The sequence below is a fragment of the Pseudonocardia sp. WMMC193 genome, from assembly GCF_021728735.1.
Taxonomy (GTDB): Bacteria; Actinomycetota; Actinomycetes; order Mycobacteriales; family Pseudonocardiaceae; genus Pseudonocardia; species Pseudonocardia oroxyli.
Genome location: NZ_JAKKDO010000003.1, coordinates 5,741,807 through 5,757,881 on the forward strand (window position 1 = coordinate 5,741,807; position 16,075 = coordinate 5,757,881).

16 protein-coding genes are annotated in these 16,075 nt (G+C 72.6%); 8 read left to right on the forward strand and 8 right to left on the reverse strand.

The window, feature by feature from the left end; genetic code table 11:
- Positions 1-86: 86 nt before the first annotated feature.
- Together L3X23_RS29435 and L3X23_RS29440 are read left to right on the forward strand one after the other, a co-directional pair.
- Complete coding sequence (locus L3X23_RS29435) at positions 87-518, forward strand: hypothetical protein (RefSeq protein ID WP_237196284.1); 432 nt, start codon at positions 87-89, stop codon at positions 516-518.
- A gap of 34 nt (positions 519-552) precedes the next feature.
- Positions 553-1,548 (forward strand): P1 family peptidase, encoded by a 996-nt coding sequence (locus tag L3X23_RS29440; RefSeq protein ID WP_237196286.1) that lies wholly within the window; start codon positions 553-555, stop codon positions 1,546-1,548.
- Between the two features lie 597 nt (positions 1,549-2,145).
- On the opposite strand, the gene L3X23_RS29445 is transcribed toward L3X23_RS29440, so the two are convergent.
- The 3 genes from L3X23_RS29445 to L3X23_RS29455 all read right to left on the reverse strand — a co-directional run bounded on the left by L3X23_RS29445 (position 2,146) and on the right by L3X23_RS29455 (position 4,839).
- A complete protein-coding gene (locus tag L3X23_RS29445) occupies positions 2,146-2,415 on the reverse strand; it encodes a MoaD/ThiS family protein (protein WP_237196288.1) in 270 nt (89 codons plus the stop codon).
- 7 nt (positions 2,416-2,422) lie between these two features.
- A complete protein-coding gene (moaA, locus tag L3X23_RS29450; protein ID WP_374205013.1) occupies positions 2,423-3,490 on the reverse strand; it encodes a GTP 3',8-cyclase MoaA in 1,068 nt (355 codons plus the stop codon).
- A gap of 146 nt (positions 3,491-3,636) precedes the next feature.
- On the reverse strand, positions 3,637-4,839 hold the full coding sequence (locus tag L3X23_RS29455) for an acyl-CoA dehydrogenase family protein (protein WP_237196290.1): 1,203 nt from the start codon (positions 4,837-4,839) through the stop codon (positions 3,637-3,639).
- 97 nt (positions 4,840-4,936) lie between these two features.
- Between L3X23_RS29455 and L3X23_RS29460 the strand changes: the two genes are divergently transcribed.
- From L3X23_RS29460 to L3X23_RS29480, 5 genes are all read left to right on the forward strand, one after another.
- Complete coding sequence (locus L3X23_RS29460; protein WP_237196293.1) at positions 4,937-5,341, forward strand: molybdopterin-binding protein; 405 nt, start codon at positions 4,937-4,939, stop codon at positions 5,339-5,341.
- A complete protein-coding gene (gene modA / locus L3X23_RS29465; protein ID WP_237196295.1) occupies positions 5,338-6,105 on the forward strand; it encodes a molybdate ABC transporter substrate-binding protein in 768 nt (255 codons plus the stop codon). Before L3X23_RS29460 ends, modA begins: the two co-directional genes overlap by 4 nt.
- A 53-nt stretch (positions 6,106-6,158) precedes the next feature.
- A complete protein-coding gene (locus L3X23_RS29470) occupies positions 6,159-6,932 on the forward strand; it encodes an ABC transporter permease (RefSeq protein ID WP_093077369.1) in 774 nt (257 codons plus the stop codon).
- Positions 6,929-8,014, forward strand: coding sequence for a sulfate/molybdate ABC transporter ATP-binding protein (locus L3X23_RS29475; RefSeq protein ID WP_237196297.1), 1,086 nt, complete (start codon positions 6,929-6,931; stop codon positions 8,012-8,014). Before L3X23_RS29470 ends, L3X23_RS29475 begins: the two co-directional genes overlap by 4 nt.
- A gap of 111 nt (positions 8,015-8,125) precedes the next feature.
- Complete coding sequence (locus L3X23_RS29480; RefSeq protein WP_237196299.1) at positions 8,126-9,319, forward strand: S8 family peptidase; 1,194 nt, start codon at positions 8,126-8,128, stop codon at positions 9,317-9,319.
- A 19-nt stretch (positions 9,320-9,338) separates the two neighbouring features.
- Here the strand turns inward: L3X23_RS29480 and L3X23_RS29485 are convergent, their stop codons facing one another.
- Genes L3X23_RS29485 through L3X23_RS29505 form a run of 5 tightly spaced genes read right to left on the reverse strand, consistent with a single transcriptional unit; the run spans position 9,339 to position 15,091 of the window.
- Entirely contained in the window at positions 9,339-10,769 is a 1,431-nt protein-coding gene (locus tag L3X23_RS29485) for an aminobutyraldehyde dehydrogenase (protein ID WP_093076422.1), read from the reverse strand.
- Between the two features lie 59 nt (positions 10,770-10,828).
- Complete coding sequence (locus tag L3X23_RS29490) at positions 10,829-11,875, reverse strand: LLM class flavin-dependent oxidoreductase (protein WP_093076425.1); 1,047 nt, start codon at positions 11,873-11,875, stop codon at positions 10,829-10,831.
- Positions 11,872-12,126 carry a hypothetical protein gene (locus L3X23_RS29495; RefSeq protein ID WP_093076428.1) on the reverse strand — a complete coding sequence of 85 codons (255 nt, stop codon included), beginning with the start codon at positions 12,124-12,126 and terminating at the stop codon, positions 11,872-11,874. The genes L3X23_RS29490 and L3X23_RS29495 overlap by 4 nt, the downstream gene beginning before the upstream one ends.
- Positions 12,123-13,706 carry an FAD-binding oxidoreductase gene (locus L3X23_RS29500; RefSeq protein WP_237196301.1) on the reverse strand — a complete coding sequence of 528 codons (1,584 nt, stop codon included), beginning with the start codon at positions 13,704-13,706 and terminating at the stop codon, positions 12,123-12,125. The genes L3X23_RS29495 and L3X23_RS29500 overlap by 4 nt, the downstream gene beginning before the upstream one ends.
- Positions 13,703-15,091, reverse strand: coding sequence for a (Fe-S)-binding protein (locus L3X23_RS29505; RefSeq protein ID WP_237196303.1), 1,389 nt, complete (start codon positions 15,089-15,091; stop codon positions 13,703-13,705). Before L3X23_RS29505 ends, L3X23_RS29500 begins: the two co-directional genes overlap by 4 nt.
- 143 nt (positions 15,092-15,234) lie before the next feature.
- Between L3X23_RS29505 and L3X23_RS29510 the strand changes: the two genes are divergently transcribed.
- Positions 15,235-16,032, forward strand: coding sequence for a FadR/GntR family transcriptional regulator (locus L3X23_RS29510; protein ID WP_237196306.1), 798 nt, complete (start codon positions 15,235-15,237; stop codon positions 16,030-16,032).
- Positions 16,033-16,075: the final 43 nt, after the last annotated feature.

Below are 16,075 nucleotides of genomic sequence, written 5' to 3' on the forward strand. Positions count from 1 at the left end.
CCACGGGGCGGGCCACCGGCGGGGGTGCACGCCCCGATAGGAGCGCCTTAGCCGGGCGTTAACCGGTCGGGGGACAGACTGGGACCGTGCTCCGATCCGCAGGTCTCGTCGCCCTCTGGGCGGCCGTCGCCGTCGCCGCCGTGCTCGCCGGCCTGTGGGCCGTGGGCGGGGTGGGCAGCGGGATCACCTCGGCGGGCCCCCGGCCGCTGAGCGCCGCGGAGGTCGACGCCCGGCTCTCCGCCGCCCCCGCCCCCGCGCCGGTGTCCGCCGCCGGGCCCGCCCCGACCGCCGCGGTCGTGCTCCCGGCCGCGCCCGGCGGCTCCGTGGTGGTCGCCTGCCCCGGCCCGCAGATCGTGTCGATCAGCCCCGCGCAGGGCTGGGAGGCCAAGAACGAGCAGGAGGACTCGGGGCCGCGGGTGAGCTTCGAGTCGACCACGGACGACGATCTCGAGGTCCGCGTGGACCTGCACTGCGACGGGCCGCGCCCGGTCGCGCAGGTGCAGGTGGAGACCGACTGAGCACCGCGCGTGGCCGCCGGGGGAGACTGCGCTGGTGCGCCCCGGAACCCAGAACGCCCTGACCGACGTCGCCGGCCTGCGGGTGGGGCACGCCGCCCTGACGGGTGGGCTCTCCGGGACGACCGTGGTCGTCTGCCCGCCGGGTGGCGCGGCGGCCGGTGTGGACGTGCGCGGTGCGGCGCCGGGCACCCGGGAGACCGACCTGCTGCGGCCGGGGACGACCGTGGACCGGGTGCACGCGATCGTGCTCAGCGGCGGCAGCGCCTACGGCCTCGCGGCCGCGGACGGCGTGATGCTGCGGCTCGAGGCGGCGGGCGAGGGCTTCGCCGTGCCCGGCGGCCCGGTGCCGATCGTGCCCGCCGCCGTGCTGTTCGACCTCGGCCGCGGCGGCGACTTCGGGGCCCGGCCCACCGCCGAGACCGGTGCCGCCGCCTACGACGCCGCGCAGGCCGGGGCGGTCGCGCAGGGCGTCGTCGGGGCGGGCGTCGGCGCGGCGGCGGGCGGGCTCAAGGGCGGGGTGGGCACCGCCAGCGCGGTCCTGCCGGACGGGACGACGGTCGCCGCCCTCGTCGTCGTCAACGCCGTGGGGTCCGCGGTGGACCCCGCCACGGGTGAGCTGCACGGTGCCCGGCACGGCTTCCCCGACGAGTTCCCGCAGCTCATCGCCTCGCCCGCGGCGGTGCAGGAGGCTCTGGTCCGCCGCGGCGCCCCGCGGCCCGGCACCGCGACCTCGCTCGCGGTGGTGGCCACGGACGCGACCCTGGACAAGGCGGGCTGCGGCAGGCTCGCCACCGTGGCCCACGACGGCTACGCCCGCGCGATCGACCCGGTCCACACCCTGATGGACGGCGACACGATCTTCGCCCTGGCCACCGGCGAGCGTCCCGCGCCGAGCGGCGAGGAGCTCTTCGCGATCCACAGCGCCGCGGCCACGGTGGTGAGCCGGGCGGTCGCGCACGGCATGCTCGCGGCCGAGACCGTCACCACCCCGGCCGGTCACTGGCCCGCCTTCCGCGACCTCGTGGGGTGATCACCCTCTGCGGTCCAGGGATGCCGGATCCGGCGCCTGTGAACCGCAGACGACGATCACCGGCGTTCACTCCTGTGAACGACGCCGGCGCGTTCTCCCGCCAGGGCGGCGGTGCGGGTCGGAGAGTGCCGGCGTGGAACTGGACGAGATCGTGAAGCGGCAGGGCGGCGTGCTGTCGCGCAGCCAGGCGCTGGACTGCGGGCTCTCCCCGCGGACGATTGCCCGCCGGGCGTCCGACGGCCGGGGCCGAGGTGCGCCACCTCACCGTCACCGCTCGGGCGCGGACCGTCCTGGACTCGGCGGTGCTCCTGCCGGACGGCGCCGCCTTCCTCGACCGTGCCCTGCAGCGGCACGTGCGGTTCCCCCAGCTCGTGTCCGCGCACTCGCGGATGCTCGGGCGACACGGGTCCGCCGAGGTCGGGCGGCTCCTGGCGGCCGCGGCGGACGGCACGCGCGCGAAGTCCGAGCGGATCCTGCTCGACCTGCTCCGCCAGGCGGGACTCCGCGGGTGGGTGACCGCCTTCCCGCCGGAGCGGCATGATCACCGTCTGCGGTCCACAGGTGCCGGAATCGGCACCTGTGGACCGCAGGTGACGATCAGCCGCCCGCGAACGGGGGGAGGACGTCGACGACCGCGTTGTCCGGCAGGGGCTTGGAGTGGTCGCGCACGGCGACCTCGTCGACCAGGTAGGAGCAGCGGGCGACGACGCGGGTGAACTCGGGGCCGTGGCGCTCGCCCAGCAGCGTGGCGAGCGCCTCGACGCCCGCGCCGACCGGGAGCTCGACGGTCTCGGCGTCTCGACCCGCGGCGGACTTGGCCGCGGCGAAGTAGCGGACCTGGACGGTGCGCAGGGCTGTGGTGGTCACCGCGACATCATCCTCCGATGGCGCTCATGGGTCGGTCCGGCTGCAGGAAGCCCGGATCGTCGATGCCGTGCCCGGCGAGCTTGCCCCACATGGCGATCCGCCAGGTGTCGGCGATCTCGGTGTCGGTGGCCCCGCCGCGGAGCAGGGCGCGCAGGTCGGTCTCGGTGCGGGCGAACAGGCAGGAGCGGACCTGGCCGTCCGCGGTGAGCCGGGTGCGGTCGCAGGCACCGCAGAAGGGCCGGGTCACCGACGCGATGACGCCGACCCGGGCGGGCCCGCCGTCGACCAGGAACCGCTCGGCGGGCGCGCCGCCGCGCTCCTCGCCGTCCGGGGTCAGGGTGAACCGGGCGGAGAGCCTCTCCATGATCTCGCCCGCGGTGATCATCTCGCTGCGTTCCCAGCCGTGCTGGGCGTCCAGCGGCATCTGCTCGATGAACCGCAGCTCGTAGCCGTGCTCGACGGCGAAGGCCAGCAGGTCGCAGGCCTCGTCGTCGTTCTGGCCGCGCAGCAGCACACTGTTGATCTTGACGGGGTGCAGCCCGGCGGCGCGGGCGGCGGCCAGTCCGTCGAGCACGTCCTGCAGGCGGTCCCGGCGGGTGATGGTGGCGAAGCGCTCGGGGCGCAGGGTGTCCATCGAGACGTTCAGCCGGTCCACTCCGGCGGCGGCCAGCGCCTCGGCCCGGCGGGCGAGCCCGATCCCGTTGGTGGTCAACGAGATGTCCGGGCGCGGCTCCAGGGCGGCCGACGCGGCGACGAGGTCCTCGAGGCCCTTGCGCAGCAGCGGCTCACCGCCGGTGAAGCGCAGCTCGTGCACGCCGAGGTCCCGGACGGCGATCGTGACCAGCCGCATCAGTTCGGCGTCGGTCAGCTGCTCGTCCCGCGGCATCCAGTCCAGGCCCTCGGCGGGCATGCAGTAGGTGCAGCGCAGGTTGCAGCGGTCCGTCAGCGAGATCCGCAGGTCCGTGGCGACCCGACCGAACGAGTCCACGAGGCGTGACTCTGCCGGACGCGGTGGGCCAGGGCGTGACGGGTCGGTGGTGGGTGCGGTCCGCAGGGTCGGGAGCCCCAGCGAGATCGTGTTCGATGCCGTCACGCCACGAGGGTAACCGCCCCTGCGGATCTTCAGCCAGTGCAGGAAACAGCAGGTCAGAGGGCTCCGCAGATGCGGAGCGGAACCCCCGGGCGGGGCGCAGGCGCGGGGCTCGCGCCCTGCCCGGAAGGCTAGTGCCTCCCGAGTTCCTGGCGGGCGACGGAACGGATGTGCACCTCGTCGGGTCCGTCGGCGAAGCGCAGGGCCCGCGCCCACGTGTAGAAGTAGGCCAGCGGGGTGTCGTCGCTCATCGCGGCGCCGCCGTGGACCTGCATGGCCCGGTCGATCACCGTGCAGGCCATCCGCGGCACGACGACCTTGATCGAGGCGATCTCGCTGGCCGCGCCCTTGGCCGTGTACTTGTCGATCAGCCAGGCGGTCTTGAGCACGAGCAGACGGGCCTGCTCGATCTCCATGCGGGACAGGGCGATCTGCTCGCGCACGACGCCCTGCTCGGCGAGGGGCTTGCCGAACGCCACCCGCTCCTGCGCCCGCTTCACCATCAGGTCGACGGCGCGCTCGGCCATCCCGATGAGCCGCATGCAGTGGTGGATGCGGCCGGGGCCGAGGCGGGCCTGGGAGATGGCGAAGCCGCCGCCCTCCTCGCCGAGCAGGTTCGCCACCGGGACCCGGACGTCGGTCAGCCGCAGCTCGGAGTGTCCGTGCTGGTCCTGGTAGCCGAAGGTCGGCAGGTGTCGGATGATCTCCAGGCCCGGGGTGTCGCGGGGGACCAGGACCATCGACTGCTGGCGGTGCTTGGCCGCGTCGGGGTCGGTCTTGCCCATGACGATGAAGATCTGGCAGCGCGTGTCCGCGGCGCCGGAGATCCACCACTTGCGTCCGTTGATCACGTACTCGTCGCCGACCCGCTCGATCCGGGTCTCGACGTTCGTGGCGTCCGAGGAGGCCACCTGGGGTTCGGTCATCGCGAAGGCGGAGCGGATCTCGCCCTCCAGCAGCGGGTCGAGCCACTGCTGCTTCTGCTCGGGGGTGCCGAACAGGTGCAGCGTCTCCATGTTCCCGGTGTCCGGCGCCTGGCAGTTGATCGCCTCCGGGGCGATGACGGGCGACCAGCCGGACACCTCGGCGACGGCGGCGTACTCGAGGTTCGACAGCCCCGACAGTGAGGGCAGGAACAGGTTCCACAGGCCCCGCTCCCGGGCCTTGGTCTTCAGTTCCTCGACGACCGGGGGCAGGTCCCACTCCTGCGGGGTGCCCCGGCGCTCCGCCCGCCAGGCCTCGTACCCGGCCTCGGCGGGGAGCACCTCCTCGTCGACGAACGCGCGCATGCGCTTGGTGTAGTCGGCGGCCACGGCGCTGGGTTCGAAGTCCACGTGGACATCAGAGCACAATGCAGGTGCATCAAAACACCCGGTCTCGGTGTGATATCGACCTGGCGGGATTCTCAGACGCGGACATAGGATCCCGTCCGTGCCGCAATTCCGGATCGCCGAGGCTGCTCGCCTGCTCGGGATCAGTGACGACACCGTGCGTCGCTGGGTCGAGGCGGGCACCCTGCCCGCGGAGACGGACGCCGCGCACCGCAAGGTGATCGACGGCGCCGTGCTGGCGGAGTTCGCCCGCGACACCTCGCACGCGCCCGCGGACCCCTCGGGTGTCGCCCGCTCGGCGCGCAACCGGCTCGTCGGTCTCGTGACCGGCGTCGTCACCGACCGGGTCATGGCCCAGGTCGAGATGCAGTGCGGCCCGCACCGGATCGTGTCGCTGATGAGCAGCGAGGCGGTCCGCGACCTGGGTCTGGAGCCCGGATCGCTCGCCGTGGCCGTCATCAAGTCCACGAACGTCGTGGTGGAGATCCCCGGAGGAAGTCCATGAAGCGCCTGCTCATCGCGGGAGCGGCCCTCGTCGCCCTCGCCGCCTGCAGCTCGCCGTCGCAGTCCGCGAGCACCGAGCAGCCCGCCGAGTCGCGCACGCTGACCGTGTTCGCCGCCGCCTCGCTCACCGAGTCGTTCAACGCCCTCGAGCAGACCTTCGAGCAGCAGAACCCGGGCGTCGACGTGGTGCTGAGCTACGGCGGCTCGTCCGACCTGGCCCAGCAGATCGTCAACGGCGCACCCGCGGACGTGTTCGCAGCCGCCAGTGACTCGACGATGAAGACGGTCACCGACGCGCAGCTCACCGCCGCCGCGCCGACGATCTTCGCGACCAACGTCCTGCAGATCGCGACCGCGCCGGGCAACCCCAAGGGCGTCGCCGCATTCGCGGACCTGGCCAAGCCCGACCTGAAGACGGTGGTGTGCGCGCCCCAGGTACCGTGCGGCGCGGCCACCGCCAAGATCGAGCAGTCCACGGGCGTCGACATCCCCGCGGTGTCCGAGGAGCCGGACGTGAAGTCCGTGCTGGCCAAGGTCTCCACCGGCAACGCGGACGCGGGTCTGGTCTACGTCACCGACGTCAACGCCTCGAAGGGGCAGGTGCAGGGCGTGAGCTTCCCGGAGTCCTCCGCGGCGAAGACCAACTACCCGATCGCCGTCGTCAAGAACGCGCCGCAGGCCGAGCTGGCCCAGAAGTGGGTCGCGTTGGTCGAGGGCCAGGACGGCGCGAACGTCCTGGGCGCCCAGGGGTTCGGCCGGCCCTGAGCACCCCGACCCGCACCCGCAGGCCCGACCGCCGCCACGAGGCGACGGTCGGGCTGCCCTGGTTCGTCTGGATCCCCGCCGGACTCGCGTTCCTGCTGATCGTGCTGCCCGTGCTCGGGCTGTTCCAGCGCGCGGCCTGGGCGCGGATGCCCGAGCTGCTGCTCTCCGACGCCGCGCTGAGCGCCCTGCGGCTGTCCCTGGAGACGGCCGCGATCTCGACCGGCCTGTGCATCCTGCTCGGCGGCCCGCTGGCCGTGGTGCTGGCGCGCTCGGCCATGCCGGGGCTGCGCACGGTGCGGTCGATCGTGTTGCTGCCGCTGGTGCTGCCGCCGGTCGTCGGGGGGCTCGCGCTGCTCTTCCTGCTAGGGCGCACCGGGCTGGTGGGGCGACAGCTCGACCTCTGGTTCGGCCTCACGATCCCCTTCACCACCGCCGCGGTGGTGCTCGCCCAGACCTTCGTGGCGATGCCGTTCCTGGTGGTGTCCCTGGAGGGGGCCCTGCGCACCGCCGGGCGCCGCTACGAGTCCGTGGCGGCCACCCTCGGGGCCTCGCCCGCGCTGGCCTTCCGCCGGATCACGATCCCGCTGGTGCTGCCCGGCCTGATGTCCGGCGCGGTGCTGGCCTTCGCCCGGTGCATGGGCGAGTTCGGCGCCACGATCGCCTTCGCGGGCAGCCTGCAGGGCACCACGCGGACCCTGCCGCTGCTCGTGTACCAGGAGCGGGAGGTCGACGTCGACGGGGCCGTCGCGCTGTCCCTGCTGCTCGTCGTCGTGGCCGTGATCGTGATCATCGTGGGCAGGCCGCGGCAGCTGGAGGGGCTCTCGTGAGTCTCGATCTCGCCGTCCGGCTGGACCGGGGGAGCTTCTCGCTCGAGGTCGCGGTGGCGGCCGAGCCGGGGGAGGTGCTGGCCGTCCTCGGGCCCAACGGCGCGGGCAAGTCCACGCTGCTCGGCGTGCTCTCCGGGCTGCTGCGCCCGGACGCCGGGCACGTGCGGGTGGGCGGCCGGACGGTCACCGACGTCGAGGCCGGGGTGTTCGTCCCGCCGCACCGGCGGGGGGTCGGGCTGCTCGCCCAGCAGGCGCTGCTCTTCCCGCACATGACGGCGGCGGCGAACGTCGCGTTCGGGCCGCGTGCCCACGGGGTGCCCCGGCGGGAGGCGGAGGACCGGGCGCGGGCCCTGCTGGCGGACGTCCTGCCGGACGTGCCGGGGCTCGCGGACCGCAGACCCGCCCAGCTGTCCGGGGGGCAGCAGCAGCGGGTCGCACTGGCCCGCGCGATCGCGCCCGATCCCGAGCTGCTGCTGCTGGACGAGCCGCTGGCCGCCCTGGACATCGACGCCGCGCCCGCCATGCGGGCCCTGCTGCGGCGGATGATCCGGGAGGGCAAGCAGACCGCCGTGCTGGTCACCCACTCCGCGCTGGACGCCCTGGTCCTGGCCGACCGGGTCGTCGTCCTGGGGCGGGGGCGGGTCGTCGAGCAGGGGCCGACGCGGGAGGTGCTCGGGCGTCCGCGCAGCGCCTTCACCGCCCGGATCGCGGGCCTCGACCTGATCCCGGGGACCTGGCGTGCGGGGATGCTGCACGCGGGGGACCGGGTGGTGGCCGGGATGGCGGAGTCCGTCGACGAGGGCGGGTCGGCCGTCGCGGTCTTCCCTCCGTCCGCGGTGGCCGTCCACGTCGAGGAGCCGACGGGCAGCCCGCGCAACGTGCTGCCCGTGCGGCTCGCCTCGATCGAGCCGCGCGGGGACGTCGTGCGGCTGCGGGCGGCGCCGCGCCCCGGCGGGCCGGACTGGCTCGACGGGCTCGCCGCGGACGTCACCCCCGCGGCCGTGGCGGACCTGGCGGTGGAGCCCGGCGCGGACCTGTGGTTCGCGGTGAAGGCGACCGAGGTGCAGGTCCACCCGGCCTGACGGGTGGCGAAACCCTCCACCACGCAATGTCACCTCATCGGTCACACACGTCACCCGAGCCACTATCGTGTACCTGTGTTTGGGCGGACGCGGGCCGTACCGTCGCTTTCCGTGATCCCCCGCGTACTTCGGACCGCCTGCGTGGCGCTCGCCGCGGCCCTGCTCACCCTCACGAGCACGGCGGCCGCCTCGGCGAGCGCGCCGGTGGTGGCGATCGCGGGTGACTACGTGGTGCTGGCCCAGTCGGCCGAGCAGGCGAACCAGGCGGCAGGCCTCGCGGGCGTCACGCCCACGGCGCAGTTCACGAAGGCGATCACCGGGTTCGCCGCCCGACTCACCGCCGAGCAGTTCGCGCGCATCCAGGGCATGCCGGGCATCCTCGGCATCGAGCAGGACCGCCGCATCGACCCGATCGGGCCGCGCAGCCTCCCCCACGCGCTCCAGCCGCTGGGGATGACCGAGGGCACCCAGCAGAACCCGCCGAACTGGGGCCTGGACCGCATCGACCAGCGCGACCTCCCGCTCGACGGCAGCTACACCACGAACGCCACGGGGCAGGGCGTCACCGTCTACGTGGTGGACACCGGCGTGGACGTCACGCACCCGGAGTTCGGCGGGCGCGCGAGCTGGGGCACCAACACGATCGACGACGAGAACGACGACTGCGACGGCCACGGCACCGTCGTCGGCGGGATCGCCGCCTCCACCGACTACGGCGTGGCCAAGCAGGCCCAGGTCCGTGCGGTGAAGGTGCTGGACTGCAACGGTTCCGGCACGCTGTCCTCGCTGCTCGGCGGCCTGGACTGGGTGCTGAACAACCACACCGGCGGGCCCGCGGTCGCGGTGATGTCGTGGAGCTACGGCCCCTCGGACGCCCTGCTCTCCGCCGTGACGCAGCTGGTGAACGACAACGTCTTCGTCGCCGCCTCCGCGGGCAACAGCGGGCAGGACGACTGCCGGGTGGCGCCCCGGGCCGCCGCCTCGTCCGGGGTGGTGGTCGTGGCCAACTCGACCCGCGACGACGCCCGCAACCCGTCGTCGAGCACGGGGTCGTGCGTGAGCCTGTACGCGCCGGGGACGAGCATCGTCGCCCCCGTGCCCGGCGGCCGGACGGCCTCCTACACCGGCACGTCGATGGCCGCCCCGTTCGCGGCGGGCGTCGCAGCCCTGTACAAGCAGGCGCGCGGCGACGCCCCGAGCACGCAGATCAAGCAGTGGATGATCGACAACGCCACCCCGGGCAAGATCCAGGGCGGGAGCACCGGCGGAACCCCGAACCTGCTCCTGAACACCGGCGGCCTCTAGCGCAGTGCTCCACACTGCGTCAGTACTTGCTCATCACGTGCTTGACCCTGGTGTAGTCCTCCACGGAGTAGCCGCTCAGGTCCTTGCCGTAGCCGGACTGCTTGAAGCCGCCGTGGGGCATCTCCGCCACCAGCGGGATGTGGCAGTTGATCCACACGCAGCCGAAGTCCAGGCCGTTGCTCATCCGGATCGACCGGGAGTGGTCCGCGGTCCAGACCGACGACGAGAGGCCGTAGTCGGTGTCGTTGGCCAGCCGCAGCGCCTCGGCCTCGTCGTCGAAGCTCTGGACGGTGATCACCGGCCCGAAGATCTCCTCCCGGACCAGCTCGTCGTCCTGGCGCAGACCGCTGATCACGGTGGCGGGGTAGAAGAACCCGCCGCCCTCGGCCGGCGCCCCGCCCACGTGCACGGTCGCGTGGGCCGGAGCCCGGGCGACCAGGCCGGACACCTTCTCGAACTGCGCGGCGTTGTTCAGCGGGGGGATGAACAGGTCGTCACCGGAGTCCTCGTCCCGGGAGAACCGCACCCCGCGCGCCACCTCGGCGATCGCCTCCGCCAGCGGCGCCGCGATCGACGAGTGCGCCAGCACCCGGGTCGCGGCGGTGCAGTCCTGGCCCGCGTTGAAGAACCCGGCGATGGCGATGTCCTCGGCGTTCGCCGCGACGTCCGCGTCCTCGAACACGATCACCGGCGCGTTCCCGCCCAGCTCCAGGTGCACCCGCGTGACGTTCGGGGCGGCGGCCGCGGCGACCGCCTTGCCCGCCCGGGTGGAGCCCGTGATCGCGACCAGCGCCGGGGTGGTGTGCCCCGCGACCAGGGCGCCGGTCTCGCGGTCGCCGCACACGACGTTGAGCACGCCGGGCGGGAGGAACTCCGCGAACAGCTCGCCCATGCGCGAGGTGGTGGCCGGCGTGGTGTCCGAGGGCTTGATGACCATGGTGTTCCCGGCCGCCAGCGCGGGGCCGATCTTCCAGGTGGCCATCATCATCGGGTAGTTCCAGGGAGTGATCGTGCCGACGACGCCCAGCGGTTCCCGCCGCACGAACGAGGTGTGCCCGGCCATGTACTCCGCACCCGCCCGCCCCTCGAGCGTGCGCGCCGCCCCGGCGAAGAACCGGAACTGGTCGGCCATGACCGCGATCTCCTCGGAGTGGGTCAGGGCCCGCGGCTTGCCGGTGTCCCGGTGTTCCAGCTCGACGAGCTCGTCGGCGTTCGCCTCGACGGCGTCGGCGATCTTGAGCAGCGCGGCCTGCCGCTCGGACGGGGTGATCGCGCCCCAGCCCTCGTCGTAGGCGCGCTTCGCGGCCGCGTAGGCGGCATCGACGTCCGCCGCGCCGGAGCGCGGGGCGGTCGCGTAGACCTCGCCGGTCGACGGGTCGACGACGTCCATCGTCGCCCCGTCCGCCGCGGCGACCGGCTTGCCGTCGACGATGTTCTGGAACGTCTGCATTGCTCCTCCGGGGTCGTGAGCGGCAATGGTTGCTCTGGCGACCATCGCCACGCACGGGGCTACTGGAACGCGGGCATGACCTTCTCGGCGATCAGGGTGAGCTGCTCGTCCACGGTGGGCAAGCCCTCCACCTCGCGGCCCATGAAGGTCTTCACCAGGTGGGCGTCCGTGATCGCGCAGATCATGTGGTTGGCGCCGCCCGCCCTCATCGCCTCGATCTTCGCGACGACCTCCTCCGGGGTGCCCGCGACGGAGAGCTTGTCGGCCAACCAGTCCGGGGTGGCGTCGATCGAGCCCGCCAGGTCGCCCGCGACGAAGAGGTCCAGGATCGGCTTCATGTCGTCCGGCGAGACGCCGTTGCGCTCCAGCAGGGACGGCGGCATGGACGAGGCGTAGAGCCCGACCATCGACTTGGCCGCCTCCTTGGCCTTGGCCGAGTCGTCCGAGACGGCGACGACGCACCACGCGCCGATGTCGAGGTCGTCCACGTTCTTGCCCGCGCGCTCGGCGCCGATCCTCATGTTGTCGTACATGTACCGGTACGCCTCGGTGGTGTAGCCCAGCGCGTGGTGACAGCCGTCGGAGAACTCACCGGCCACCTGGAAGGACTTCGGGCCCGCCATCGCGCCCATCTTCACCGGCACCCGGTCGGCGACCGGGCGGGCGAAGGTGAACAGGCCCTTGTACGTGAAGAACTCGCCCTCGTGGGTGATCGCGCCCTCGTCGAGCAGGGTGCGGATGACGCCGATGCCCTCCTTCACCCGGGACAGCGGCTTCTGGGTGCTCCAGTCCATGCCGTACTGGGCGAGCAGGCCGAAGTTGCCGGACGACAGGACGACCTCGGCGCGGCCGCCGGTGAGCTCGTCGAGCGTGGCGGTGGCCTGGGCGATCAGCGACGGCTCGCGGAGCACGACGGCGGACACCGAGGGGCCCATCATGATCCGTGAGGTCTTGTCCGCGGCCGCGGCGAACAGCAGCCAGAGGTCCTTGTGCCAGGTCTCGTCCGCGGCGTACACGGCGTGGTAGCCGAGCTCGTCCGCGAGCTGGATGGACTTGAGCGAGTCGGCGAGCGGGTAGTCGGGCAGCATGACGTAGCTGAACTTCATGTGGTGGTGTCTCCCATCAGTTCGGAACCGCTGATCGTCGTGTGGGCGAAGTGGTGGTGCATCCACTCGAGGTGGTCGTGGCGGGCGTGCATGATCCGCAACGTGTCCCAGTTGGGGAAGACCTGTTGCAGCACATGGGTCTGCATCAGGCGGGGGTCCACCTCGTAGACGTGCTCGAAGGTCGTCTGCGCGACCTCGGACGCCTTGCGCGCGGGAGGCGGGGTGTTCTCGTCGGAGTAGCGATAACTCATCGGATCCCCCTCAGCTCGTCGAGCTGGGCGGAGACGTCCCCCTGGTAGGCGAAGTCCAGCAGGTACTTACCGGGGTTCATGATGTTGTTCGGGTCCAGCATCCGTTTGACCCCGAGCATCACGTCGAACCCGCGGCCCAGCTCGCGCGGCACGAGATCGACCTCGCCCTCCCGGCAGGAGCCGTGGCAGGCGGAGATCGAGCCGCCGTGCGCCAGGGCGGCCGCGGCGATGTCCCGCTTGGCCTGTACCCACATCGCCCAGGCGGCGTCGTCCAGGCGCTGCTCCCAGATCCCGACGTCGATCTCGGTCAGGTAGTCCACCCCGGTGTCGGCGGAGGTGTAGGCGAACATGCCCCAGTCGTCGAACACGTCGGTCTTCCGGCGCAGGTCGGCGACGATCTCGTGCCAGGCCTTCGTGACGGCGGGGACGTCGGTGTAGTTGACCGCCGCGTCCTCGCAGTGCCAGGACATCGGGACGACCTGCCCGGACTTGGTGCGTCCGTGCAGCGGGGTGGCGTAGCGGTCGTGCCGGGCGGCCCAGTCGCCCTCGGAGATCTCGTCCCCGAGGTACCGCGCGCCGTGCTCCTTCGCGATCCGGAACAGCCGCTTCCCGCCGACCCGGACCTCGTCCTCCCAGCCGTAGAGCACCGCGCAGGTCAGCGCCCGGACGTCCGCGGGCTGGGGGATGTAGGCCTCGTCGTCGCGGCGCAGGTAGGCGACCTTCCACTCGTCGAACAGCACGGCGCCCGCGAAGGTGGCGACGCCGGCCCGGGCGAGGGCGCCGGTGAAGCGGTAGGCGGCGTCGTAGTCGTCGAAGGCCCAGAAGGGGGACAGCTCGGCCTCGGGCTTGGGGTAGAGCTTGAGCGTGGCCTTCGTGGCGATGCCGAGCGTGCCCTGGTGCCCCATGAACAGGTGCTTGAGCTGGTAGCCGGAGGACGACTTGGAGATCTTGCGCCCGATCCCGTCCCCGACGTGCAGGATCTCCCCGGTCGGCAGCACGAAGTCGAAGCTCAGCACCAGGTCGCGGGTGTGGCCGTAGCGCGCGCCGATCAGCGACCAGCCCGACGTGCCGATCCGGCCGCCGACCAGCGAACACGGGTAGCTCGCCGGGTCGTCGGGGTAGATCAGCCCGTGCCTGCCGAGCACCTCGTTGAGCTTGAGCATGTTGATGCCCGTGCCCACGGTGACCGTGCGGTTCTCCAGGTCCAGCTCGTGGACCCGGTTCATCCGCTTGACGTCCACGACGATCCCGCCGCGCAGCGGAACGGCCCCGTCGGTGAGCCCGGTGCCGCCGTCCCGCGGCACGACGGGGCACTTCAGCTCGTTCGCGATCCGCACCACCGCCGCGACCTCCTCGGTGCTCTCCGGGAGCACCGCGAGGTCCGGGACCCGCTCGCGCCAGCGGTGCACCGGGAACGGCGCGGGGACGCGGGCGCGGTTGTAGCGGTCGGTCTTGCCCGTGAGGATCTGGTCGGGGCGCAGCACCCCGTGGAGGCGCTCGACCACGCGGTCGATCAGGTCGGTGGGCGGGCGCTCCATGGTGCTGGTGGTCGACGTTGCACGCTCCGTCTCCCCGGTCATCCGCACCCACCCCCACCGCAACCGCCGCCGCCACAACGCCTGTCGCCCACGTCGCCGCGGCTGCCGCCCACCGTGATCCCCAGCGACTCGGCGAAGATCTCGTGGATGTCGACGACGTCGATGTCGCGTCGGTCCCCGGCCTCCGACAGCGGCCGCTCGGACCAGGGGCAGGCGCTGACGAGGGTGTCCACGCCCAGCTCGGCGGCGTGCCCGAGGCGCTTGTCGGAGATGGCCGCGGTGAGCTCCGGCTTCTCCACCGGCAACCCCCCGCCCCCACCGGAGCAGTAGGACCACTGGGTGACCCGGTCGACGTCGTGGAAGGTCAGACCGGGGATCGACCGCAGCACGGTGCGGGGTGCCTCCCAGATGCCCTTGCGCTTGTTGAGCCTGCAGGGATCGTGGTAGGTGATCGTCTTCTCGACCGACTCGGTCGGCGTGAGCCTGCCCTGGGCGACGAGGTCGGCGAGCACCTCGACCACGAGCACGACCTCGATGTCGAACTCCGCGCCGAAGTACTTCGGGTAGTCCTCGGTGAAGCTGATGTAGTCGTGCGGATCCAGCACGAGGACCCGCTTCGTGCCGGTGGCACGCCAGTTGTCGAGGTTGTGCCGCGCGAAGCGCTTGGCCTGGTCCACGTAGCCCATCTCGGCCGCCGGGCCGCCGCAGCACCACTGCTCGCCCATCAGGCCGAACTCGTACCCGGCCTTCTGCAGGATCTGCGCGACGGCGCGGGGGACGGCCGTGCGGTAGAACGCGGCCTCGCAGTCGACGAAGAGGATGGTGTCCCCGCCGATGGGGATGTCGAGGCCCTCGGCCCAGTTGCGGACGTTCTCCTGGCTGATCTCGGTCTCGCCGAGGACCGGCTCGTGGGTCTTGTCGTTGGTGCGCTCGTTCCACGTCTGCCAGTTCGGCTGGTGCACCCCGGACTCGACCGCGAGCGCCCGGACCGCCTTGACGACGTCCACGGTGCGGGTGCGGAACCGGTAGAAGTCACCGGTGAACAGGGTGTTCGGACAGCGCAGCTCGCACGCGCCGCACTGGGTGCAGTTGACGTAGTCCGCGGCGATGTCGGCGACCTCGAGCTCGCCGCGCTCCATCGCGACGACGTTCGCGTGGAAGGCGGTCGGGGTCCACGACTCGTTGCGGGTCACCTGCATGACCGGGCAGACCTCGCGGCAGAACTTGTGGCCGGAGGAGTAGCAGTTGTACGAGGCGTTGCGCCACTCCTCGACGAACTCGGCCGTGCGCCGGTCGGTGAGCTCCAGCGGCACGGGCCCGGCGACCGTCTCGGGGTAGTGCTCGAGCGCCGGATCGTTCCCCGGATCACCCGGGGTGAAGGGCTTCTGTAGCGCATCGGGCGCAATGTCGGGTTCGAGCTGGGTCACGCAGCCTCCGTGGTGTGGTGGTGGTCACTCCGGCGGAAAAGCTATGAAATCACATCTCAAGGTTCTGTGCCTACCCTCGGGGGCGGGCGTGACAGACTCTCAACACCGATGTAATGCCCCGCTGTGCTCTGCAGGAGGTGTGCGTGCGGCTCCCCGCGGGCGACGCTCGGCGCGCCGTCTTCGCGCCCCTGGACGACGGGGCGATGCGCAGCGAGACCGTCGTCCGGCGGCTGGGCAGCGCGATCGCGCTCGGGATCATCGTCGACGGCGAGCAGCTGCCGTCGGAGCTGCAGCTCGCGGCCTCGCTGAACGTCTCCACCGTGACCCTGCGGGACGCGCTCAGCGACCTGCGGGCGCGCGGGCTCGTCGCCACCCGGCGCGGGCGCGGCGGCGGCAGCTTCGTCGTCGCCTCCCAGGAGGCCCTCACCGAGCTGTCCCGCGGCAGGCTGCGCGAGCTGGGCAGCACCGACCTGCGCGAGCTGGGCGACGTCCGCGCCGCCGTCTCCGGGGCCGCCGCCCGGCTGGCCGCCGAGCGGGCGTCGGACTCGGAGATCGCGCGGCTGCGGGAGACGCTCGACCGGCTCGCGAGCGCGGAGGGCGGCACCGAGCAGCGCCGGATCGAGGGCCGCTGGTTCATCGACGTCGCCGCCGCGGCCCAGTCCGTGCGGCTGACCCGCGAGGAGATCGAGCTGCAGTTCGAGCTCGGCCAGCTGCTGTGGGGCACCGAGCGCACCCGCGCCGAGCTGGACCTGGCCCTGGCGGGGCACCGGCGGGTGGTCGACGCGATCGCGGCCCGAGACGGTGCCGCGGCCCGCGCCCGCACCGAGGAGCAGATCGCCGCCGTCACGTCCGGGCTGATCGAGGCCCACGTCCGCCTGACCCGGCAGGGGCACCGCCGCGCGGACCACACCGGCAGCTACCCCGAGGCGGCGGGCTCATGAGCGTCCCCGACCCCGTGAGTGGCGATGGTCGCCATGGCGACCA

What these genes read in the sequence shown, in the direction of transcription:
- L3X23_RS29485 (WP_093076422.1), bottom strand. Translation starts at nt 10,769, where the DNA reads ATGCAGACGTTCCAGAACATCGTCGACGGCAAGCCGGTCGCCGCGGCG.
- L3X23_RS29495 (WP_093076428.1), bottom strand. Translation starts at nt 12,126, where the DNA reads ATGAGTTATCGCTACTCCGACGAGAACACCCCGCCTCCCGCGCGCAAG.
- L3X23_RS29500 (WP_237196301.1), bottom strand. Translation starts at nt 13,706, where the DNA reads ATGACCGGGGAGACGGAGCGTGCAACGTCGACCACCAGCACCATGGAG.
- modA (WP_237196295.1), top strand. Translation starts at nt 5,338, where the DNA reads ATGAAGCGCCTGCTCATCGCGGGAGCGGCCCTCGTCGCCCTCGCCGCC.
- L3X23_RS29490 (WP_093076425.1), bottom strand. Translation starts at nt 11,875, where the DNA reads ATGAAGTTCAGCTACGTCATGCTGCCCGACTACCCGCTCGCCGACTCG.